The organism is Sinorhizobium sp. CB7 (assembly GCF_041357635.1).
Taxonomy (GTDB): domain Bacteria; phylum Pseudomonadota; class Alphaproteobacteria; order Rhizobiales; family Rhizobiaceae; genus Rhizobium.
In genome coordinates this window covers 1-22,438 of record NZ_JAULLL010000002.1, presented here as the reverse complement: position 1 = coordinate 22,438, position 22,438 = coordinate 1, and the positions used below count along the sequence as shown (strand labels likewise).

24 protein-coding genes are annotated in these 22,438 nt (G+C 57.8%); 17 read left to right on the top strand and 7 right to left on the bottom strand.

Annotation, left to right across the window (positions count from 1 at the left end):
* Window positions 1–3: 3 nt before the first annotated feature.
* Window positions 4–471, bottom strand: coding sequence for an Lrp/AsnC family transcriptional regulator (locus AAE029_RS04270; protein WP_371072088.1), 468 nt, complete (start codon window positions 469–471; stop codon window positions 4–6).
* 234 nt (window positions 472–705) lie between these two features.
* Here AAE029_RS04270 and trxB point away from each other — a divergent pair, with 234 nt between their 5' ends.
* The 5 genes from trxB (at window position 706) to AAE029_RS04245 (ending at window position 5,633) form a co-directional block, all read left to right on the top strand.
* Window positions 706–1,680 (top strand): thioredoxin-disulfide reductase, encoded by a 975-nt coding sequence (trxB, locus tag AAE029_RS04265; protein WP_371071569.1) that lies wholly within the window; start codon window positions 706–708, stop codon window positions 1,678–1,680.
* Between the two features lie 23 nt (window positions 1,681–1,703).
* Entirely contained in the window at window positions 1,704–2,600 is an 897-nt protein-coding gene (locus AAE029_RS04260) for a LysR family transcriptional regulator VtlR (RefSeq protein WP_371071568.1), read from the top strand.
* A gap of 607 nt (window positions 2,601–3,207) precedes the next feature.
* A complete protein-coding gene (locus AAE029_RS04255; RefSeq protein WP_371072087.1) occupies window positions 3,208–3,501 on the top strand; it encodes an ArsR/SmtB family transcription factor in 294 nt (97 codons plus the stop codon).
* Window positions 3,502–3,627: 126 nt separating this feature from the next.
* Window positions 3,628–4,755 carry an alkene reductase gene (locus AAE029_RS04250; RefSeq protein ID WP_371071567.1) on the top strand — a complete coding sequence of 376 codons (1,128 nt, stop codon included), beginning with the start codon at window positions 3,628–3,630 and terminating at the stop codon, window positions 4,753–4,755.
* A gap of 77 nt (window positions 4,756–4,832) precedes the next feature.
* On the top strand, window positions 4,833–5,633 hold the full coding sequence (locus AAE029_RS04245) for an aminoglycoside phosphotransferase family protein (RefSeq protein ID WP_371071566.1): 801 nt from the start codon (window positions 4,833–4,835) through the stop codon (window positions 5,631–5,633).
* Window positions 5,634–5,646: 13 nt separating this feature from the next.
* Here the strand turns inward: AAE029_RS04245 and AAE029_RS04240 are convergent, their stop codons facing one another.
* Window positions 5,647–6,621, bottom strand: coding sequence for an NAD-dependent epimerase/dehydratase family protein (locus tag AAE029_RS04240; RefSeq protein ID WP_371071565.1), 975 nt, complete (start codon window positions 6,619–6,621; stop codon window positions 5,647–5,649).
* A gap of 93 nt (window positions 6,622–6,714) precedes the next feature.
* Between AAE029_RS04240 and AAE029_RS04235 the strand changes: the two genes are divergently transcribed.
* Window positions 6,715–7,722, top strand: a complete 1,008-nt coding sequence (locus AAE029_RS04235; protein WP_371071564.1) for a LysR family transcriptional regulator — start codon at window positions 6,715–6,717, stop codon at window positions 7,720–7,722.
* A 62-nt stretch (window positions 7,723–7,784) separates the two neighbouring features.
* Here AAE029_RS04235 and AAE029_RS04230 read toward each other — a convergent pair whose 3' ends face one another.
* On the bottom strand, window positions 7,785–8,066 hold the full coding sequence (locus AAE029_RS04230; protein ID WP_371071563.1) for a DUF2188 domain-containing protein: 282 nt from the start codon (window positions 8,064–8,066) through the stop codon (window positions 7,785–7,787).
* A 231-nt stretch (window positions 8,067–8,297) separates the two neighbouring features.
* On the opposite strand from AAE029_RS04230, the gene AAE029_RS04225 reads away from it, so the two are divergent.
* Entirely contained in the window at window positions 8,298–9,395 is a 1,098-nt protein-coding gene (locus AAE029_RS04225; protein ID WP_371071562.1) for a calcium:proton antiporter, read from the top strand.
* A gap of 120 nt (window positions 9,396–9,515) precedes the next feature.
* On the opposite strand, the gene AAE029_RS04220 is transcribed toward AAE029_RS04225, so the two are convergent.
* Complete coding sequence (locus AAE029_RS04220; protein ID WP_371071561.1) at window positions 9,516–10,718, bottom strand: pyridoxal phosphate-dependent aminotransferase; 1,203 nt, start codon at window positions 10,716–10,718, stop codon at window positions 9,516–9,518.
* 440 nt (window positions 10,719–11,158) lie between these two features.
* Between AAE029_RS04220 and AAE029_RS04215 the strand changes: the two genes are divergently transcribed.
* The 5 genes from AAE029_RS04215 (at window position 11,159) to AAE029_RS04195 (ending at window position 15,370) form a co-directional block, all read left to right on the top strand.
* Window positions 11,159–11,653 carry a hypothetical protein gene (locus AAE029_RS04215; RefSeq protein WP_371071560.1) on the top strand — a complete coding sequence of 165 codons (495 nt, stop codon included), beginning with the start codon at window positions 11,159–11,161 and terminating at the stop codon, window positions 11,651–11,653.
* Between the two features lie 206 nt (window positions 11,654–11,859).
* Window positions 11,860–12,984 (top strand): PQQ-dependent sugar dehydrogenase, encoded by a 1,125-nt coding sequence (locus AAE029_RS04210; protein WP_371072086.1) that lies wholly within the window; start codon window positions 11,860–11,862, stop codon window positions 12,982–12,984.
* A gap of 212 nt (window positions 12,985–13,196) precedes the next feature.
* Window positions 13,197–14,090 carry a DMT family transporter gene (locus AAE029_RS04205; protein ID WP_371071559.1) on the top strand — a complete coding sequence of 298 codons (894 nt, stop codon included), beginning with the start codon at window positions 13,197–13,199 and terminating at the stop codon, window positions 14,088–14,090.
* Window positions 14,091–14,576: 486 nt separating this feature from the next.
* Entirely contained in the window at window positions 14,577–14,792 is a 216-nt protein-coding gene (locus AAE029_RS04200) for a cold-shock protein (RefSeq protein ID WP_007534130.1), read from the top strand.
* A gap of 146 nt (window positions 14,793–14,938) precedes the next feature.
* Window positions 14,939–15,370, top strand: coding sequence for a BA14K family protein (locus tag AAE029_RS04195; protein WP_371071558.1), 432 nt, complete (start codon window positions 14,939–14,941; stop codon window positions 15,368–15,370).
* Between the two features lie 265 nt (window positions 15,371–15,635).
* Here AAE029_RS04195 and AAE029_RS04190 read toward each other — a convergent pair whose 3' ends face one another.
* Entirely contained in the window at window positions 15,636–16,277 is a 642-nt protein-coding gene (locus AAE029_RS04190; protein WP_371072085.1) for an MBL fold metallo-hydrolase, read from the bottom strand.
* Window positions 16,278–16,461: 184 nt separating this feature from the next.
* On the opposite strand from AAE029_RS04190, the gene AAE029_RS04185 reads away from it, so the two are divergent.
* Both AAE029_RS04185 and AAE029_RS04180 read left to right on the top strand, forming a co-directional pair.
* Window positions 16,462–17,079 (top strand): DUF1236 domain-containing protein, encoded by a 618-nt coding sequence (locus AAE029_RS04185; RefSeq protein WP_371071557.1) that lies wholly within the window; start codon window positions 16,462–16,464, stop codon window positions 17,077–17,079.
* A 214-nt stretch (window positions 17,080–17,293) separates the two neighbouring features.
* A complete protein-coding gene (locus tag AAE029_RS04180) occupies window positions 17,294–17,560 on the top strand; it encodes a hypothetical protein (protein WP_371071556.1) in 267 nt (88 codons plus the stop codon).
* A 155-nt stretch (window positions 17,561–17,715) separates the two neighbouring features.
* Here the strand turns inward: AAE029_RS04180 and AAE029_RS04175 are convergent, their stop codons facing one another.
* The gene (locus tag AAE029_RS04175) at window positions 17,716–18,606 is read right to left on the bottom strand and encodes a branched-chain amino acid aminotransferase (protein WP_371071555.1); all 891 of its coding nucleotides are present in this window, start codon (window positions 18,604–18,606) and stop codon (window positions 17,716–17,718) included.
* Window positions 18,607–18,974: 368 nt separating this feature from the next.
* Here AAE029_RS04175 and AAE029_RS04170 point away from each other — a divergent pair, with 368 nt between their 5' ends.
* Genes AAE029_RS04170 through AAE029_RS04160 form a run of 3 tightly spaced genes read left to right on the top strand, consistent with a single transcriptional unit; the run spans window position 18,975 to window position 21,587 of the window.
* Window positions 18,975–19,463: a MarR family winged helix-turn-helix transcriptional regulator gene (locus tag AAE029_RS04170; RefSeq protein ID WP_371071554.1), complete on the top strand. Its 489-nt coding sequence runs from the start codon at window positions 18,975–18,977 to the stop codon at window positions 19,461–19,463.
* Window positions 19,464–19,481: 18 nt separating this feature from the next.
* Window positions 19,482–20,174, top strand: a complete 693-nt coding sequence (locus tag AAE029_RS04165) for a response regulator (protein WP_371071553.1) — start codon at window positions 19,482–19,484, stop codon at window positions 20,172–20,174.
* 33 nt (window positions 20,175–20,207) lie between these two features.
* Complete coding sequence (locus tag AAE029_RS04160) at window positions 20,208–21,587, top strand: ATP-binding protein (RefSeq protein ID WP_371071552.1); 1,380 nt, start codon at window positions 20,208–20,210, stop codon at window positions 21,585–21,587.
* A 350-nt stretch (window positions 21,588–21,937) separates the two neighbouring features.
* On the opposite strand, the gene AAE029_RS04155 is transcribed toward AAE029_RS04160, so the two are convergent.
* The coding region (locus AAE029_RS04155; protein WP_371071551.1) for an IS110 family transposase at window positions 21,938–22,438 on the bottom strand (501 nt) is incomplete at its 5' end.

Genomic DNA, 22,438 nt, shown 5'->3' with positions numbered 1-22,438 from the left:
CTTTTACAATTCCACCAGACCGAGCTTCTTCACCTGCCGGATGGTCAGCATGGTGCGTACCGTATCCACGTGTTCGTTCGCCGTCAGCACCTCGATGACGAAGTCCTGGAACCGGGTGAGGTTCTCTGCCACACAATGCAATAGGAAATCGCTGTCGCCCGAGACCATCCATGCCTGGCGCACCAGCGGCCATTCCATCGTTGCCGTTGCGAATGCCTTGAGATTGGCCTCCGATTGATGCTTGAGGCCGACCATGCAGAAGGCGACGAGGTCAAAACCGAGCTTCGGACTGTTCAGCATGGCGTGATAGCCCTCGATGATGCCACCCTCTTCCAGCTTGCGCACCCTGCGCAGACAGGGCGGCGCGGAGATGCCGACACGATCCGCGAGCTCGACATTTGTCATACGCCCATCTCGCTGCAGTTCCCGCAATATTTTTATGTCGATCGCATCAAGTTCAGCCCGCAACACGTTCATTGCCCTTCTTTGAATTTCCCCGCGCCAGCTTCTATATAAAGCATGGGAATCCGCAAGAAAGTTTCATCAAAGTGATGGATTATTACGACAAGGGGATTTGCTCTGTTGGTAATGCAAGGCTGCCCTTGAATAAATGCATGCAGCGTTCATAAATGAGTCGCAGATCGTGAAACCGCCTGAATCTCCCCATAGCGCCGCTTCCGTCTGCAGTTGTCGAAAGGAAATAGCATGCCCGCCCGCCACACCAAGGTGCTGATCATCGGTTCCGGCCCCGCCGGCTACACAGCTGCGGTCTACGCCGCCCGCGCCCTGCTGAAGCCGGTGCTGATCGCCGGTCTCGAACAAGGCGGCCAATTGATGATTACCACCGACGTCGAAAACTATCCGGGCTTTGCCGATCCCATCCAGGGACCATGGCTGATGGACCAGATGCTGCAGCAAGCAAAGCATGTCGGCGCCGAGATCGTCAACGATCTGGTGACCGAGGTCGATCTCTCCATCCGTCCTTTCATTATCAAGATGGATTCAGGCACCACCTGGACCGCCGATACGCTGATCATTTCGACGGGCGCCAAGGCGAAATGGCTGGGAATCGAAAGCGAGCAGCATTTTCAGGGTTTCGGCGTTTCCGCCTGCGCGACCTGTGACGGTTTCTTCTATCGCAACAAGGACGTGATCGTGGTGGGCGGCGGCAACAGCGCCGTCGAGGAGGCGCTCTATCTTTCCAATATCGCGAAATCCGTGACAGTCGTGCACCGCCGCGATTCCTTCCGCGCTGAAAAGATTCTGCAGGAACGCCTCTTTGCAAAGGAGAACGTCAAGGTTCTCTGGAACACGGAAGTGGCCGAAATCACCGGAACTCCGGCCAAGCCGCCGATGCCGCCATCCGTTTCCGGCGCCCGGCTGCGCAACACATTGAGCGGGGCGATCACTGAGATGCCGATCGACGGGGTCTTCGTGGCGATCGGCCATGCGCCGGCGACTGAGTTGTTCAAGGGCCAGCTGAAGCTCAAGTCGAATGGCTATTTGTGGACTGCGCCCGATTCGACGGCGACCGATGTCGAAGGCGTCTTCGCCGCAGGCGATGTGACCGACGATACCTTCCGCCAGGCGGTTACCGCGGCTGGGATGGGCTGCATGGCCGCACTTGAGGCCGAACGTTATCTGGCCGGGCAAGTGCCCGTCGCCATGGCAGCGGAGTGATGTTGCCGATGAGGGGTGGGGGTATGCCATTGGACTGGGACAAGCTGCGTATCTTTCACGCGGCTGCCGAAGCTGGGTCGTTCACGCATGCGGCCGACAAGCTGCATCTGTCCCAATCCGCCATCAGCCGGCAAGTAAGTGCGCTCGAGCAGGACGTTGGTATCAAGCTCTTCCACCGCCATGCGCGTGGCTTGATCCTCACGGAACAGGGGGAACTACTCTACCGGACGGCCCATGACGTTCTGCTGAAGCTCGAGACGGTTAAGATGCAATTGACCGAGACGACGGAGAAGCCGAGCGGGAAACTACGCGTAACGACGACAGTTGGCCTGGGGCAAGGCTGGCTCACCGACAAGATACAGGAGTTCCTGCAGCTTTATCCGGATGTTCAGATCCAGCTCATCCTCGATAACGAGGAAGTCGATGTGAACATGCGCCATGCCGATTGCGCCATCAGGCTTCGCCAGCCGCTGCAGTCGGATCTGATTCAGCGCAAGCTTTTCACCGTGCACATGCACGTCTACGCCGCCCCCTCCTATATCAACCGTCACGGCGAGCCGCAGACGATGGAGGATCTCGACAATCACCGGATTATAACCTTCGGTGAGCCGGCCCCAAGTTATCTGCTCGACGTCAACTGGCTCGAAATCGCCGGGCGCTCTTCCGACAACAAGCGCGTGCCGCATCTGCAGATCAACAGCCAGACTTCGATCAAGCGCGCCTGTCTGCTTGGCATCGGCATCGCCTGCCTCCCTGACTATATCGTCGGACGCGACCCCGGACTTATCCAGCTCGCGATCAATGCGGATGTGCCCTCTTTCGATACCTATTTCTGCTATCCCGATGAAATTAAGAATGCCGCCAAGCTGAAGGCATTTCGTGATTTCATCGTCAGCAAGGCGCGCAACTGGAACTTCTAATGCATGTCGCGCAAAAGTGTGCAGCGGTTTTGCGGCAACGACATGCATGAAAACAGCAAGCCTTTTTTAGCTGGGGCGACCAGAGACATGCGCAAAATGCATAACTGGCATGCATAAACGAGCATTGTCCGGTGCACATTTAACCACCATATCGCACATAGCTGATGCACATGGTGGCTTTTCCTCCCAGTTCCACCGCAGCAGCTGTTCCCCTCTGGAGGTTTTGACCTTCACACCTATAGGGCCCTGGTTTACTCCGGCGGCCCCTTTTTTTGCCTTTAATTTCCGCTTTCTAGCTTTGATCTCGCAAATGCATAGCTGTCATGCACAAAAAAGCATTGTGCTCTGCACAAATAAACACCATATCGCTCGTGGCTGATGCACATGGTGGCTTTCCTCCCAGTTCCACCGCAGCAGCTGTTCCCCTCTGGAGGTTTTTTGACCTTCACACCTATAGGGCCCTGGTTTACTCCGGCGGCCCTTTTTTTTTGCCTAAAATTTCCTCAGCGCTCAAATGGGTTCACGGCCTTGTGACTTGCCGCATCGAGAAAAGGCGATACATATATCGAGAAAACTCGATATGAATTTCGCACTGCAGCAAACGACGATGGATAGAGACGAGATCCTGAAAGCATTGGCGCACCCTGCCCGGTTGGAGCTTCTGCACAAGCTGAAGAACCCCGAGATACATTTCAGCTCCCAGGCGCATCCCCTGGAAATGGGCGTCTGCGCCAGCCAGTTCGAATGCTCTGGCCTTTCGCAATCAACCGTGTCCGCCCATCTCGGAACCCTTCAGCGCGCAGGCCTCGTCACGACGCGTCGCGTCGGACAGTGGATCTTCTACAAGCGTAACGAGGAAACCATCGCCGCCTTCCTCGACTGCCTCAAACGGGATTTATGACATTTCTCTCGCTTCGGTCGTGCTGACCTAAGCTTGGCTCGGTGACGCTTACGCCCTCATCGCAACGAGCCAAGGAGGCAGCTCCGCCTCATCCCCTCAATCACAGGAAAGCAAAAGGGATCATACATGACAAAGCTTTTCGAGCCCGCGCAGATCGGTGATATCACCGTTGCCAACCGCATCGTTATGGCGCCTCTCACCCGGAATCGTTCTCCCGGCGCCATCCCGAACGATCTCAATGTCGAATATTACCGCCAACGCGCCACGGCCGGCCTCATCATCACCGAGGCGACCGCGATCACCCACCAAGGCCAGGGTTACGCGGACGTTCCCGGCCTCTATAAGAACGAAGCGCTGGAAGGCTGGAAAAAGGTGACGGACGCGGTGCATGCCGCCGGCAGCAAGATCGTGGTGCAGATGTGGCATGTCGGCCGTATCTCGCACACAAGCCTGCAGCCGAACGGCGGCAAGCCGGTCTCCTCTACTGACAAGGCTGCCAAGGCGAAGACCTACATCATCAATCCGGATGGCACAGGTGCCTTCGTCGACACGTCGGAACCGCGTGCGCTCGAAACCTCCGAGATCCCGGGCATCGTGGAAGATTACCGCAAGGCCGCCCGCGCCGCCATCGATGCCGGCTTCGACGGTGTTGAGATTCACGCCGCCAACGGCTATCTCCTCGACCAATTCATGCGTGGCGGCGTCAACGACCGCACCGACCAATACGGCGGCTCGATCGAAAATCGCGCCCGCTTCACCTTCGAAGTCCTGGATGCCGTGACCAAGGAAATCGGCGCCGGCCGCACCGCGATCCGCATTTCGCCGGTCACGCCATCAGGTGATTCCTTCGATCCCGATCCGCAGGCACTCTTCACCTACGTCGTCGAAGGTCTGGCGAAATATGATCTCGCCTATGTCCACATCGTCGAGGGCCAGACCGGCGGCGACCGCGATTACAGGCAGGGCGGCAATCCCTCGTTCGATTACAAGGCGCTTTGCCTCGCCTACGAGAAGGCGGGCGGCAAATCTGCCTGGATGGTCAACAACGGCTACAATCGCGACATGGCGTTCGACGCCGTCGAAAGCGGCCGGGCCGACCTCGTCGCCTTCGGCAAGCCGTTCCTCGCCAATCCGGATCTCGTGGAACGACTGAAGAAGAATGCCCCGCTCAACACGCCCGACCAGCCAACGTTCTACGGCGGCGGCGCAAAAGGCTATATCGACTACCCTGAGCTGGAGAAGGCGATCGCCTGAGCCTCCAAGTCCATTCCCACGAAAATCCCGTCGCCTGACGGGATTTTCATTTGGTGCGCGCTGTATAGACTGCGGCGATGTTCGAATCCTATCTAGATCGCTGGTCGCTCGTCCAGGACGGCACTCCCATCATCACTCCTTCTAGCCACCTTCTCCCTGTTTTCTGGCAGAAGAGGCCGGCGATGTTAAAAATCGCGACCGACGCCGAGGAAAAGTTCGGCGGTCTTCTCATGCGATGGTGGAACGGCGACGGTGCCGCCGCCGTCTATGAATGCGAAGGCGATGCGGTGCTTCTCGAACGTGCCATGGGCCAACGTTCGCTCTTCGATATGGCTATGAATGGCGAGGACGACGAGGCGAGCCGCATCATCTGTCGCACCATCGAGAGACTGCATGTTCCGCGTGACACGCCCCCGGAGCATCTAGTTCCGCTCGATCAGTGGTTCCGGGAGCTGGAGCCGGCCGCGCGCACCTATGGCGGCGTGTTCATGCGCTGCGCCGAGATCGCCCGCCATCTCCTTGCCGAACCTCGAGATCAAACCGTGCTGCATGGCGATGTCCATCACCGCAATATCCTGGATTTCGGCAAACGCGGCTGGCTCGCCATCGACCCGAAGCGGATCCACGGCGAGCGCGGCTTCGACTATGCCAACACTTTCTGCAATCCGGAACTTCCGATTGTCAGAGCACCAGGACGACTGCAGCGACAATTATCGGTCGTCTGCGACGAGGCCAGGCTGGAACCGCGACGAACGCTGCGTTGGATCATTGCCTATGCCGGCCTTTCGGCCGCCTGGTTCCTCAGTGACGGCGACAACGAGAACGCTGGCTCGGATTTGACGATAGCACAGATCGCGCTCGCCGAACTTGAAGCTTAGTCTTTGAAAGACATCACGCAGGCGACAGGCAACCATGGGCGACAAGCGTAGCGCGCACTGCCTCGTCTATCGCTGTGCGCGGCTCCTGGCCAAGTGTCGCAACCAGCCGGTCATTGCGCATGCGCAGCGGCTCTTGCCATAGATAGCGCATTTCACGGAGCTCGCGCATTAGGGCGATGAAGGGTACCATGACCGAAAGCAGCCACCACGGAAACGACTTCACCTTAACGTTGTGACCGACAACGCGCTGAATGGCTGCGACCAGTTGCCTGCCATCCGCATCCCAGAAACCTTCCATATGATAGACCGCGAATGGCGGAAGCTGGTCGGCGCGCTCGATCAGGCGAACCATAATCTCCGCCACGTCCGGCAGATAGGCCCATTGATGACCGACGTCCCGGGCGGCAGGGTTCTTGACGGAGGTCACCGGTTTGCCCTCCGTAATGATGCCCTGAGAGAACCAGCTATTGCGCGCACCTGGTCCAAAGAAGTCGCCGGCGCGGACGATGACGACGCCTGTTCCGCCTTCGGAGGCGAGCTTGAGGCGCCGTTCCATCTCCACGCGGATCGCACCTTTCTTCGTGACCGGATGCTGAGGGCTGTCCTCGGTCAGGATCGGAAAGGCGTCGGGCCCGAAATTATAGACGGTTCCCGGCAGAACGATGCGGGCACCAGCGGCGCGAGCGGCTGCAATCGTGTTGTCCAGCATCGGCAGCACCAGCTTCTCCCAGTCCCTATAGCCGGGCGGATTGACGGCATGGACGATAAGGTTTACCCCCACTGCCGCCTTCAACACGTCGTCCGGCTTCATGGCGTCACCCTGGATCCACTGAAACGCATGCTCCCGCTTGGCAGCGGCTTCTGCGTTGCGGTTCAGCGCCCGGATCCGCCAGCCACGCGCGTGCAGTTTTTGCGCGACGGCGCCGCCAATGCCGCCGGTCGCGCCAAGCACCAATGCGATCGGCCTCTGATTTATTTCCTCGATCATGCTCATCTCCATTGAGTGTGGTGAGCGTGACTCTGGCACCTGCAAATGATAAACAAAATTGTCGAAATATTTGCAGCAGATATACGAAAATATATGAGCTCCATCGAACCGAGTTGGGACTATTACCGCACCTTCCTGGCCGTGCTGCGGCACGGTTCACTTTCAGCTGCCGCCCGCGAGCTTGGGCTGACGCAACCGACCATCGGCCGACACATCGATGCCCTGGAGCAGATTGCCGGCCTCGAGCTCTTCACTCGCTCGCCACAAGGCTTGTTGCCGAAAGAAGCGGCCCTTGAACTGCAACCCTATGCGCAAACGCTGGAGGCGACTTCGGCAGCGCTCTTGCGCGTCGCCTCCAGCCAACGAGCCGAACTCCAGGGCACAGTCCGCATAAGCGCCAGCGATATCGTCGCTGTTGAGGTTCTGCCCCCTATTTTGGCGAAGCTGCAGGAGGCCCGTCCCGGCTTGGTGATCGAGTTGTCGCCATCCAACACGGTCGAGGATCTTTTGCGGCGCGAGTCAGATATAGCCGTTCGCATGATAGAGCCCGCGCAGGCGGTACTGCTCGTCCGGCGCATCGGCGATATTCCGCTTGGTCTCTATGCTCACCGCCGCTATCTGGACCGCCACGGCACGCCAGAGAAGATGGCCGATCTCGCGCGACATAGGATCATCGGCTTCGACCGCCAGACGACCTATATTCGAACGATGGCGAAACGCTTCCCGCTTCTCGACGGCATGAAATTCTCCTTCAAGGCCGACAGCAACCTCGCGCAACTAGCTGCGATCCGCGCCGGTCTCGGTATAGGCATTTGCCAGATAGGCCTTGTCCGAGATAATCCCGATCTCGTCAGGCTTCTGCCGGACTCCTTCGAGATTCCGCTCGGCACGTGGGTTGCCATGCACGAGAACCTCAAATCCTCGCCGCTATACCGAGTAACCTTCGATGCTTTGGTGGAGGGACTGCAGGCCTATGTGAAAGACTCCGTCGAGCGGCGCGCCGGCGGACAGATTGAGGATAGATTTGACCTGCGGGATGGCAGCGTACGAAGCCCTTCCGAAGATCCGCCTGAAACGAACTTCAGCGATGGTGGGAGATGATAACGGCGGCGAAGCGTGGCCGCATCAGAGACGCTCTTGAGCTGGCTCAACGAATATCGCGTTCAGACGCTCGGCGCGATCTCGGCTGGAGGAATGTGCCGCCCGCCATCGACAACCTCCGTTTCCGGCCGGTCGCCACCATCTGTATATTCCTCGTGCCACTTGCCCTGCTCGTCCTGCCAGCTGATTTCGGCCGCGTCACCACCGATCTGCTGTTCGGCCGCAACGATACGTGCGGCTTCCAGCGCATCGGCATGGGTCGGGAACGCTTCCGAGTAGACATCTCCAAACCGGTAGGCCCAACCGCCGTCATGCGGCACGACCTCGTAGACCACCTTGACCATGCATATGCCTCCTCTTCGTTTCAAGGCCACGGCTTCCGGATTTCATCCGGTTGGATCGCGGGTTCATCTGGCGAGAATTCAAGAGGACGCCGCGACATCATTCCGGCTGACCGATAGGAACAGTATTCCATCAAATGCGCCGGACTGCAAATTTAGCCGGGTCCGCAGGCACTTGATGCAGAAAATCATTGGCTTAGACTGAAGCGACAATTCAAGGCCGGAGCTGGAAACTTGCGAACATCGCAACTGCTGAAAGAGGAAAGATTTCTGTTAGTGGCGCTCCTGGTCGCGACAATCGCCTACGCTGTGGATCATTCAGTCCTCGAAATGGGTCGAAGCGCCGCACTGATTGCCGCCGCCTTGCTAGTCGTGACGATCGTGCTCGTCTCGATGCGCGTCGCCCATCACGCGGAAATCCTGGCAGTTAAGGTCGGCGATCCTTATGGCACCATGATCCTGACGCTGTCGGCAGTCACCGTCGAGGTCATCATTCTGGCGATCTTGATGGGTGGAGAAAGCTCGCCGACGCTCGTTCGCGACACGATCTATTCAGCGGTCATGCTCGACATCAACGGCATTCTCGGCCTGGCAGCCCTTCTCGGCGGGCTCAAGCATGGCGAGCAACCCTATAATGATGATTCCGGAAAGACCTATGGGGTCATGATCCTGACGGCCATGGGCATCTCCATGGTCGTGCCGGAGTTCATTCCGAGCGCCAAGTGGCATTATTATTCCGCCTTCACGATCTTCGCGATGATCGCGCTCTACGCGCTGTTTTTGCGTATGCAGGTCGGCCAGCACAGCTATTTCTTCAGCTACAGCTACCCGAAGACGGAAATGAGGAAGCACGCCACAGACGAAGAGCACGCGGGCGGTTCCGCCTTCGTCTCCATCGCAATTATTCTGGCAGGCGTAATCATCATCGGCGTTCTCGCGGAATTCATGTCAGCCTTCATGAATGCCGGCCTCAAGGATCTGGGGGCACCGGTTGCCATTACCGCGATCGTCGTGGCCGCAATCTCAGCCGCGCCGGAGATCCTGACAGCACTGCGCGCGGCATTGCGCAATCGCATGCAGGCGACCGTCAACATCGCCATGGGAGCCTCACTTTCGACCGTGATCCTGACCGTGCCCGTTATGGAAGCGATCGCGCTCTATACCGCCCAGCCCTTCATCATGGCGATGTCTCCCGTCCAGACCGTGATGGTCGCAATCACGCTGATCGCCGCGGCCATCAACCTGAACGACGGCGTAACCAACGCCATCGAAGGCATGACGCATTTCATCCTCTTTGCCACATTCCTTATGCTCTCCGCCCTTGGACTTTGAATTCAGCCAATGATGCGAGAAAGCTCAATCGGACTAAGATAAAACTGAATCGAGCCGCCGCGTCGAACAAAAAGCCCGCCGCACCGGCGAGCTTTGATCATGGTCAGAATCCGAGGCGGCTTATTTGCAGGCTGCGCAGAAGCGCTGAATGCGGCGGCAAGCCTCTTCGAGGAGCGCTTCCGATGTCGCGTAGGAGATGCGGAAGTTCGGGCCAAGGCCAAAAGCCGACCCGTGAACGACAGCAACGCCTTCCGCTTCCAAAAGCTCCGAAACGAAGTCCTCGTCAGTCTCGATGACCTTGCCGGAGGGCGCGATCTTGCCGATCAGGCCAGCGCAGGACGGATAGACATAAAAGGCGCCTTCCGGAGTTGGGCAGGAGATGCCCTTGGCCTGGTTTAGCATGGAAACGACGAGATCGCGGCGACCTTCGAAGATCTTCTTATTCTGCGGGATGAAGTCCTGCGGACCGTTGAGCGCTTCGACGGCGGCCCATTGCGCAATCGAGGTGGCGCCCGAGGTCTGCTGTCCCTGGATCATGTCCATCGCCTTGATGAGCTGCAACGGTCCGGCTGCATAGCCGATGCGCCAGCCTGTCATTGCATAGGCCTTGGAGACGCCGTTCATCGTAAGCGTCCGATCATAAAGTTTGGGCTCGACCTCGACCGGTGTGACGAACCTGAAATCGCCATAGGTCAGGTGCTCGTACATGTCGTCCGTCAGGATCCAGACATGCGGATGCTTCAACAGCACATCGGTCAGCGCCTTGAGTTCGGCATGGCTGTAAGCGGCGCCTGAGGGGTTTGACGGCGAGTTGAAGACGAACCACTTCGTCTTCGGCGTGATCACCTTTTCCAGGTCCTCGGCCTTGAGCTTGAAATTGTTTTCCTGCGTTGCCGAGACGAAGACAGGTGTGCCGCCGCAAAGTGCCACCATTTCCGGATAGGAAACCCAGTACGGCGCAGGGATGACGACTTCATCGCCCGGATTGAGCGTCGCCATAAAGGCGTTGAAAAGAATCTGCTTTCCGCCCGTACCGACAATCGTCTGCTCGGGCGCATATTCGAGACCGTTCTCGCGCTTGAACTTCGCGGCAATCGCCTTGCGCAACTCCGGAATGCCCGAGACCGGCGTGTACTTCGTCTCGCCACGGTTGATCGCGTCGATGGCGGCTTTCTTGATATTATCCGGTGTGTCGAAGTCCGGCTCACCGGCGCCAAGTCCGATCACGTCGCGTCCCTTTGCTTTCAGATCGCGGGCTTTCTGGGAAACGGCGATGGTGGCGGAAGGCTTCACACGGGAAAGGGCGTCGGCAAGAAAGGCCATGATGATCGGTCCTGTTGGTTGGAAACAGCAGAAAGCCTGTGGACCGGATTTCTGCGGTTAGCTCTATGTCCAATGTATGACGGCATTTCAAGCACAAAGCTGTCATGGTGACATGATTTCTATTGATTGGTTTGCCAAGGACGTGGCGCCTAAGTCTAAGGTCGCAACCATGACGCGATTTTCTTGCCCGCGCTCCGTAGAAAACGACATATTGCGCCCGGCTTCAATGCTTCAACAGGCGCTTGGTCACCAAGGTCCGGCCGCTGTCAAATCGACATCTCGAACATTCAAAATTTCGTTAACAAATCATAGGCATCACGAAAATGTCATTGCCACAAAGAAGCCGCAACAAATACCGAGCCATGCCGCAATTCGGTCGCGATGGAGCCGCCATCGCGGTGCTCTTTTAGCGCCAGATAATTGCTATTTGAGGACGAGCCATGTTTTTTGATGATGCACTTGCGACCAAGCGCCTCCAGCAAGGATCGAGCGCCATGGCTGACAGATATTCCACGGACGAATGGAAAGCCGACACGTCAGCCTATGAAGCACTGCCGAGCTATCTAGAACTGGAAATGGCGGCAGCGGCCGCGCTCGCCATGTACGTCGAACCGACGGAGGAGCCGGCCTCAACGAAGAAGCCAATGAAGCCATCTGCCCTGATCCAGCTTTCTCCGATCGAAAAGATCATCACAGTCGGCATTACCGCCATTGCTCTTTCAAGCCTCGCCCTCATCAGCAATGGTCACTACGTGAAGGCGGAAACCGAGCTTTCTCAGGCGATCCTCGATCATGGCTTGGACCCTGAGCTGCGCAGAGACGGTGTCGAATTTCGGACCGATTTCATGACTGAGCCGGAGGTGTTGCGTCCGCAACATGCGGTGATGCCAGTGAGTGTCGACGGCGGGGCGCTCAGTTCAGCGGATACGCTATAGTTCGACAACGAAGGTATTGCGCTTAGCTGGCAGGTGCAGCCAATCAACCGCCAAACACAAATGCGTTATCCGGCGACACCCTCCCCCAGGATGACTTGAAGCGGAAGACGCGCCGCGCCACGTTGCATGCGGGAAGCGGCGCAAAGGGGGACATCACAATGGCTTTCTATTATACCGGCTTTTGCGGTCCGGCTCGCTCAGCGACGATGGCGCTGGCAATCGCCCTGTCCGCCTTTACCCCAGTTATCGCAGCGCCCCCGGAAGACGTAAGCACGCAGGAAGTCACGGTGCATGTGGAAACGATCGCTGATGGCCTTGATCATCCCTGGGCGGTAGAGGTGCTGCCCGATGGCGCCTTCATCGTGACCGAGCGTGTAGGTCGCATTCGCATCGTCCGCGATGGAAAGGTCAGCGATCCGATCGGCGGGCTGCCGAAAATCCATGCCCGCGGACAGGGCGGCCTCATGGACGTCGCCCTCGCCCCTGATTTCGCCTCCACGCGGAAGCTCTATCTGACTGCCTCAGTACCCAAATCTGGCGGCTCCGGAACCGCTGTCTACAGCGCGACGCTTTCCGGCAATGAGAGGCGCCTGGAAGACCTGAAGCAAATCTTCGCGATGAAACGCTTTACCTCCGGTAATATCCAATACGGCTCTCGCATCGTGATCGCTGACGATGGCAGCCTATTCATCGGTATCGGTGACCGCGGCGACAGGGATCGTTCCCAGGATTGGCAGGACGATGCCGGTTCAATCATTCACATCAACACAGATGGAAGCATCCCTTCCTCCAACCCAGATCCGGGAGGCTCCAAAGGCCTGCCCGAAATCTGGTCCAAGGGCCACCGCAATCCTCAGGGAATCACTTTCGATTCCGCCGACGGCAAGCTCTACACCGTCGAACATGGCGCACGCGGCGGCGATGAGATCAACGCGCCCGAACCGGGCAAGAATTACGGCTGGCCGATCATTACCTATGGTCGCGACTATTCTGGCGCTGAGATCGGCGAAGGCACTGCCAAGAAAGGACTCGAGCAGCCGCTCCATTATTGGGACCCATCGATCGCGCCAGGCGCCATTGCCGTCTACCGCGGCAAGATGTTCCCAGAGTGGGATGGCGATTTCCTCATCGCCGCTTTGAAATACCAGCTCCTGTCGCGTATGCAGCGCGACGAAAGCGGAAAGTTCGTCGCCGAGGAGCGCGTGTTCAATGGCGACTATGGCCGCATCCGTGATGTCATCGTTGCGCCCGATGGTGCATTGCTCATGGTCACCGACGAGGATGACGGCCGGCTGCTGCGTGTGTCGCGCGCTACCCGCCAGGAAGGCTAATGCATGTCGCGCAAAAGTGTGCAACGCTTTTGCGGTACGACATGCATGAAAACAACAGTCTGAAGCTTATCGGCAGCGGGCACCACCACGCATAAAATCAGCACCAATGCTCGATCGAGGCTTATGTATAAGAAGAAAAGGTGTTATTGCGGTTTCCACGCGTCCGATGGGGCGTGATCTGTTCATACTCCTTCCCGACATCAAGGGTGAAAATGACGCGCATCCAGGCGAATCTCGTTCTGTTGCTCGCCGCTGCGATCTGGGGCGGCGGCTTCGTTGCCCAGTCGACTGCCATGGCGGCGATAGGCCCGCTCTGGTTCATCGGGCTACGCTTTGCCGTGGCTACGCTCGTCGTCCTGCCCTTCGTCCGAACTGAATCGCGCAGAGCGTCTGCCAAGCTTACTCGCAGGCATATGGTCCTGTTCGTTACGGTCGGATTGGCTCTGTTCGGTGGTGCCGTTACGCAACAGATCGGCTTGAAGACGACGACTGTTACGAACTCCAGTTTCATCACCGGGCTCTACGTGGTTTTTGTGCCGCTGATCGCGGTTATATTCCTTCGCCGCCCGCCTCACTGGATCATATGGCCTGCCTCGGCCATGGCGCTGACTGGAATCTATCTCCTCTCGGGCGGCGCGCTGTCCGGCCTCACGACAGGCGATCTTCTGACCGTGATTTGCGCAGGCTTCTGGGCGATCCAAATCACCTTTGCGGGTATCGCTGTCAGAGAAACCGGTCGGCCACTTGCCCTTTCAGCCACGCAATTTGGCGTGACGGCAGTCGCCGCTCTTGCTATCGCCGTATTGATGGAACCCGTGAGCCTCGAAGCGGTCCGCGCCGTCCTCGGTGAAATCCTCTATGTCGGCATTTTTTCATCTGGCCTCGCCTTCGTGCTGCAGGTCATCGGTCAGCGCTACACGACATCCTCGCAAGCGGCGATCTTTCTCTCATCGGAAGCACTCTTCGGGGCCACACTGGGCGCCCTGCTCCTCGGCGAAACCATTTCTCCGCTCGGTTATGTCGGCTGCGCGCTGATGTTTACCGCGATGTTAATGGTCGAGCTCGTCCCGGAATTGACTCGCCGCCGCCTCCAGCTCGCCGGCTAATGCTGCCACCAGCCTATCCGGTTAGCGCCATCGCAATTTTTTTATGTATCGCTAAATCGCGCTAAAGCCGAGCATCTGAGGTAAAATCTACCAAGAACTGCATTACAACCGATATAAAAGATGACCTCCAGCGGCTGCAAGAAGTTGAATTTTGCGGCGATGGTCGACAGGGTCGGCGAGATCGAGTGTGCCCTTAACGACACGTTAAAAAACTTTTGCTTGCTAATTTCGAATAAACGCAGCACTCTCGAACGCGTTCGGGCATTTTGCGAGCATGGGAAGTCCTTATAAACAATGCGCGCCGGAAACGCTAATATTCCGGTCAGCCTGATTTTTGAAGATGATGCACGAGAGTCACGTCAAAAATCACGCCGAGGTACTGGGACCTTTTCCTCACATTTCGAGAACTGCCTGCCCACGCCCCACAAGGGCAATAGTGTAATGCTGCCCGTGTGGATGGCGGGCAGAGAGAAAAGGACCTGACGCATGGCCGAGACTGGCACCGTAAAGTTTTTCAACACCGATAAAGGCTTCGGCTTTATCAAACCGGACAAGGGTGGCGCCGACATCTTCGTCCACATTTCTGCCGTACAGGCTTCTGGCCTGGCCGGACTGACTGAAAATCAGAAGGTAAGCTTCGACACAGAACCGGATCGCCGAGGCAAGGGACCGAAGGCCGTCAATCTGCAGATTGCTGGCTGAAGTCTCCAAAAGGCTTTCAATCCGAGTTGAAGCCCGGCAGACATGCCGGGTTTTCTCATTCAGCCTGCATTCAGCTTGTCGCCCCTAAAGTACCGCAATCGATGCATAGGAAGCCGATATCCGGTTCCCATCAAGGATACGACATCATGAACAGGCTCGCCAAAACGATTCTTCTCTCCGCCACCACCGTTGCGCTTACCCTGTCGTCCATCGGCGCGGCGTCAGCGGGTGACTGGCGGCATCATCACGGTGATGACGCGCTTGTCGGCGGTGCCGTCGGTCTTGCTACGGGGCTGATCGTCGGCTCGGCGATTGCCAATAGTGGCCCTCGCTACGTCGAGCCCGCTCCTGTCTATGTTGAGCCGGAATATGAGCCTGTTCCGGTCTATCGCGCTCCGCGGCGCGTCTATGTCGAGCGCGATTATTATCCCGACCCGCCACCAGTTCGGGCCGTTGGACTGGAGCCCTGGTCTCCTCAATGGGAACGTTACTGCGCCTATCGTTACCGCTCGTTCGATCCGGGTAGCGGCACCTATGTCGGGTATGACGGCGAGCGCCGTTTCTGCACGGCCGGCTGACCGGAACGCCTTTTTGGAAGATAAATAGCGCCGCCTAAAGCCTGTCGCGTGATTGACGCGACAGGCTTTAGGTTATTGTTTTTATGCATGTCGTTCCGCAAAACCGCTGCACACTTTTGCGCGACATGCATTAGATCAGGATGATTTCAGGCCGAATCGGCTTGAAATTTGAATCCCTGATCTACATCAAAGAGTTAGAGCGGGATTTTAGCCGAAAACCGCTCACACTTTTCGGCATCCCGCTCTGTAGCGGCGCTTTTTTGTTTCATATGCCGCGCAGGAAGGGGTTCGTGCGACGCTCCTCGCCGATCTGTCCGCCGGGTCCATGACCGCAGATGAAGCCAACGGTATCGCCGAGCGGCAGCACCTTATCGCGAATCGAATCCAGAAGCTGCTGGTGATTCCCGCCTGGAAGGTCTGTCCGTCCGATCGAACCGTTGAAGAGCACGTCGCCGAGATGCGCGAAGTTCTGCTCCCGGTTGAAATAGATCACATGGCCCGGCGCGTGTCCCGGACAATGGTAGACCTCGAAGACATGGTTGCCGAAGGAGACCCTGTCGCCGTCCTTCAGCCACTGATCCGGAACAACATTCTGCATTCCCGCTGGAATGCCATAGGTCTGTGCCTGGGTCTCGATCCGTTGCAGCAGCGGCAGATCGTCCTCGTGCGGACCAATGATCTTGATATCGAGCGCCTCCTTCAACGCCTTTGCGCCGCCTGCATGATCGAGATGGCCATGCGTAAGCCAGATCGCCTTTACGGCGATGCCATTTTCTCGAATTGCTTGCAGAATGACATCGACATCGCCGCCCGGATCCACGACGACACCCTCTTTCGTTTCCGGGTCGAAGAGAATGGTGCAGTTCTGCTGGAACGGTGTGACCGGGATGATGCCGGCCTGGAGCATGCCCATGGAGCGCCTCGTGCTTTGCTTGTCTCGTCCATGGGATATAGCGGCAAATGTCGGCGAAAACAGCCTCGATACTGCATCGGCTGACGGATTGCCCTTACGGATTACAGGCAGACACACAGCGTGAGGGAACCTCCCCATGTAGCAGACGTTTTCATTTCATCGGCAATAAGTGGAGAAAATGACCATGAAGAGAAACATTCTGCTGGCAGGTGTCTTTCTCGCCGTAAGCGCCGGATTCGCCCAGGCAGAAATGACCGCAACCGTTGTCAGCGATCTCAACGTTCGGGCCGGCCCGGGGCCGCAATATCCATCAGTGGGCGTCCTTACCCGCGGTTCCTCCACACTCCTTGATGGCTGCATCGAAGGCAGCCGGTGGTGCCGCATCGATGCTAACGGTGTGCGCGGCTGGGTCTATGCGCAGTATCTCAGCGTTGACCGGAATGGTGGCCCAGTGATCGTCGAAGAGCACCGCGCCGATCTCGGCGTACCGGTGGTAACCTATGAGACGACCGGCGCAGTCGTTCCTGCGGCGCCGCAACCCGCTCCGGGCGACGAACTGATAGGCCCGGTTGAAGCGGTTGACGCCATCACACCGCCCGAGACAGTGAGGACTTATATCGACACCAACCCTGTCGACACTGTGCGCCTGCGCGGTGATGTCGTGGTCGGCGCGCAGGTTCCCTCCAACGTCGTCGTGCGCGAGATACCGGATTATGACTACCGCTATGTCCGCATCAACGATCGGCCGGTTCTGATCGATCCGGGCACGCGGCGTATAGTCTATGTCTACCAGTGATAGGAACTGGTGCATGACTCCAAGAGAGACGAGAGAGACGGCCCTATGGCCGCCTCTCTCGATGAACGGAGAAATGCAAATTTCTCGCATGAGTTGCCTCCCATTCCATCCCCTACCAAAATATAATAATATGCTAAAATTGCAGGTGATACCCGGTGGTGGATATCAACTGTAAGGGGTCGGTTCCGAGAGCAAACCGATGGTGGAGGAAGTCATGGAAACCTTGGTGCCACTTATAACTCAAGTCGTCGCCGGTGCTATTGGCGGCAATGCAGCCAGTGCTGCGCTGAAGCAGCAGGCAATCAATGCTGTTGCCCGAACCATTGCAGGTGCGGTGGGCGGAATCGGCGGTGGTATCCTTCTGAGCATGATGGGCGGTGAAGCCGCGATGACTGGACTTATCGCTGACGGTATCGGCGGCCTGATCGGCGGCGGCGTTCTCTCGAGCATCGTAGGCGCCGTTATGGCGCGGCGCGCATAGTTGCGTCGGAAAGCCAGCCGGATGAGCTGCTGCATGGTTCTTGAAATCAGACCGATTTAAGGAGGAACCATGCAACAAATCAGAGTGCTACAGCGACCTTGAGCGCACGGCGCTGTAAGAGCGTTGCGCCCCGGCTTGCCATCGACTTTCTGTTCCTATTCGGCGGCTACCGCTGCCGGATAGACCTCCTTGATGTAGTCGCTCATCAGCGTTTCGGAGATCGTCGACGGCGTGAACCTGTACGGCCCGATTTCGGATACCGGTGTCACTTCGGCAGCAGAGCCCGTCAGGAAGCATTCACTGAAAGTCGCGAGTTCTTCCGGCATGATTGCCCGTTCGATGACCTGAATGCCGCGCCGCTTCGCAAGCTCGATCACCGTCTGGCGCGTAATCCCATTGAGGAAGCAATCCGGCGTCGGCGTATGAATGACACCGTCCTTGACGAAGAAGATGTTGGCGCCCGTCGCTTCCGCCACTTGGCCGCGGTAATCGAGCATCATCGCGTCCGCGTAGCCTTTGGCTTCGGCGGCATGCTTCGATATGGTGCAGATCATATAGAGACCAGCCGCCTTCGAGAGGCACGGTGCGGTCCTTGGGTCGGGACGACGATACTCCGCAATATCGAGACGGATACCCTTGAGCTTTTCGGCCGGATTGAAATAGCTTCCCCATTGCCAGATGGCGATGGCGACATTGATCCTGCTGTTTTGGGCCGAAACACCCATCATCTCGCTGCCGCGCCAGGCGATGGGGCGGACATAGGCATCGGAAAAACCCTGTCGCTTGAGAAGCTCGATGGTTGCCGCGTCGAGCTCTTCCACGCTGTAGGGAATCTTGAAGCCGAGGATCTCCGCGGACTTGTGAAGTCGCTGATTATGCTCGGTCAATTTGAAGACACGGCCACCATAGGCGCGCTCGCCCTCGAAGACGGCGCTCGCGTAGTGGAGCCCATGCGTCAGTACATGAATCTTGGCGTCCTTCCACGCGACAAACGTGCCATTGAACCATATTTCTCCATCCAATTGGTCAAAAGGAACTGAAGCCATCTGTCTATCCTCCGGCGCAAACGCGCCATGACTGTTGATTATTGTCCCCGTTACGTTTTATCCACTGATGCCAAAGGGGAAAACGCGTTTGACGCGGGGTTGCAGAACCGGGCCGGCTTCTCAGACAAGAAATGCTCCTCCGTCCGGGATCCGCAAGGTTCGGGGAACCTATCAGTGGCAAAAATTTGCGTCAACGAAGCCGGCCTATTTTTGCAGACGTTTCCCTTAGAGCCGGATGATTTCAGGTCGAATCGACCTGAAATCTGAATCCGTCTCTAAATTAAAAAGTTGGGGCGGGATGTTGCCCGAAAACCGCGCACACTTTTCGGCATCCCGCTCAAGCGTGCAATCAAGAAAGGAAATGCCAGGTGCCACGACAGACCAGCTCGAAAGCAGCCAAGCCGGAGCCGCTGGCCACACCGATGCAGAACACAGAGAACATCGATTTCGAGATCATCGAGCTCTTCTTTTTCGCCTATCGCGATTTCGTCTCTGATCCGGATGCGATTCTTGCGAAAAGCGGCTTCGGCCGAGCGCATCATCGGGTGGTCCATTTTGTTAACCGTGAACCCGGCATGACAGTTGCCGATCTTCTGGATACATTGAAGATCACGAAGCAGAGCCTCGCAAGGGTGCTCAAACAGTTGATCGATTCAGGTTATATTTGTCAGGTGGCAGGCCCTGAAGATCGCAGACAGCGCAAGTTGTATCCGACGGCATCGGGACGCGCGCTTGCCCTTGCCTTGGCAGGGCCGCAATCGCGCCGCATTGAACACGCATTCGAAGGCGCTACCCCCGGAGCGCGCGAAAGCGTCAGGGATTTCCTCCAGGGGATGCGGAACCGGAAAGAGACCTAGACCGAGAAAAGGACGACGATGGCAATCATTTCAGATGATGCGGCTCACCTGCTTGTGGTTGATGACGACACGCGCATTCGCGCCCTTCTCAATCGCTACCTGACGGAAAACGGCTTTCGCGTCACCGTTGCCGCCGACGGAGCCGAAGCACGACGCAAGCTTCAGGGCCTCGATTTCGATCTCATCATCATGGACGTAATGATGCCTGGTGAATCGGGCCTCGCTCTCACCAAGGGTCTGCGCGCCATCAAGAACGTGCCGATCATCATGCTGACTGCGCTGACCGAGGCAAACTCGCGCGTAGCGGGACTGGAGGCCGGAGCGGACGACTATCTGGCCAAACCATTCGACCCCCGCGAGCTCGTGCTGCGCGTGAACAATATCCTGAGGCGCAATAATTCCGCCGACACGCCGAAGATCGAGCAGATCATGTTCGGTCCCTTCACCTTCTCCCTCGTCCGTCGGGAGTTGAAGAAATCATCCGAACTCATCCGGCTGACAGACCGCGAACAGGAAATCATGCTGCTCTTTGCCAAGCGCGCCGGCGACACCATTCCAAGGCACGAGCTGATCGGCAATGACGCGGAAGTGGGCGAACGGACGATCGACGTCCAGATAAACCGCCTGCGGCGCAAGATCGAGGACGATCCGGCCAATCCGGTATGGCTTCAGACGGTGCGTGGAATAGGATATCGCCTGAGCATCGATTAATATGGCGTAGGTTCTGGCGGGATCAGCGGCAAGATGGCAATACTCGACACCATACGGCGTGAATACCAGAACTCGTCAGTTCCGAGATTACGCCGATTGGGCTGGTGGTTGCGGCGTCGGCTGCCGACAGGGCTTTACGTCCGCTCCCTGCTCATCATCATTATTCCAATGATCCTTCTGCAGTCGGTTGTCGCCGCCGTTTTCATGGAGCGGCACTGGCAGATGGTCACGCAGCGGCTTTCCATGGCCGTTACGCGCGACATTGCGGCAATCATAGACATCATACAGACTTATCCCGAGGATACGGATTATAGCGAGATCATCCGCATCGCTCATGACAAGCTCAATCTAAACATTTCAATCGAACCCGGAGGCGAACTGCCCCCTCCGCGCTCCAAGCCGTTCTTCTCCATCCTGGATGGGATTTTGAGCGACGAGATCAAGGATCAGGTTCACCTCCCCTTCTGGATCGACACCCTTGGCGACTCGAGATTCGTCGAGATTCGCATCAAGCTTCCCGACAAGATTTTGCGTGTCTTTACCCGCCGCAGCCAGACCTATGCATCGAACACCCATATCTTCATCCTCTGGATGGTCGGTACGTCGCTGGTGCTGATCGGCATTTCGATCCTCTTCCTTCGCGGCCAGATCCGCCCGATTCTCACGCTTGCCCAGGCGGCTGAAAGCTTCGGCAAGGGGCAGAAACCCGATAATTTCCTTCCGCGTGGCGCCGATGAAGTACGCCGGGCTGGCCTCGCCTTCATCCTGATGCGCGAACGCATCGAGCGGGCGATGGAGCAACGCACCGCCATGTTGAGCGGCGTCAGCCATGACCTGCGCACCATCCTGACGCGCTTCAAGCTGCAGCTCGCTCTTGTGGGAAACAATCCCGATCTGCAGAGCCTCAATGAAGACGTTGAAGACATGCAGACTATGCTCGAGGGCTATATGGCCTTCGCTCGCGGCGAGATCGAAGAGGATGTCGGTTCGCTGAAACTCAGCGAGATCTTTGAGAAGATCGAGGCCGATTTCGAGCTGCACGATAAGTCACTAACCTACAGCATCGAAGGTGACGACAGTATTCTCGTGCGCCCGAACGCCTTCTCACGCCTCATCACCAATCTGGCCTCCAACGCCCGGCGCTATGCGAATACGCTGAAGATCGACGCCAAGCATGGCGTCAAATGGCTGACGGTGACTTTCGATGACGATGGACCCGGCATTCCCGAAAGCGCACGCGAGGATGTCTTTAAACCGTTCTTCCGTCTCGACGAAGCGCGCAATCTTGACGATTCTGGAACCGGGCTGGGGCTTTCGATCGCTCGCGACATCGCCCGCAGTCACGGGGGTAATGTCACCCTTGGCGACAGCCCGCTGGGCGGCTTGAGGGCGACGATCCGCATTCCGGCCTAATGCATTTCGCGCAAAAGTGTGCAGCGGTTGTCTAATCGCATTGCCTTAGTCAAGGGCCGTTTTGGCATTCGGCATTGGCCGTTTTTGAGAACGGGGCAACGCGACATCTTCGATTGGTTGGGCGATGCTGTCTTCAAAGCTGTCCAGCGCCGGGAGCAGGGTTGTCTCCGCGGTCGACAGATGGTCGCCGCATAATGGGTCTCCGCAGGCAGGACCTTCCTATGTTTTGCGCGCAGTCTCGATGAGCTGCGGCCGCTACAGCGGAATGATCCGACCCACGCCCGCAGCTGGGACGCTCAGTGCCTCAAATCAGGCTTGACGCACGGAGGCAAGAAGACCTGACACTTCGCTTATGCCGCAGCGCCGGCCAATCTGTTGAATCCTTCTCCTGTCTTGAGCATGGTGTGCATGATGACCGCAAGCTTTCGGGCGAGCGCCACCGCAGCGCGCTTGAAGCCCAGCCGCTCACGCAGCTTAAGCCCCCAGCTTTTGAGACTGCTCTCGTTCCTGGCACTGGTTCTCGTGAGGATCACCGTCGCCGCTTCATAAAGCAGCCCCCGCAGATGGGGGTCGCCTCTTCGAGAGATATGGCCGTCGTAGTCGACCTCGCCTGACTGGTAGCGCCGCGTTGTCAGCCCGAGCCAGGCGCCCACCGAGCGCGACGTTTTGAAGTTGGCTGGATCTTCAATCGCGGCGACATAGGAGACGGCCGTGACGGCGCCAATGCCCGGGATCGTCATCAACCGCTTCGTAGCCTGGCTCTCCCGTGCTGCTGCGATCAGCTGGCGATCAAGATCGGCCGCGCGCCTGCGTATGCCGCACCACGCCTCAAGCAGAGGCAATATGATCAT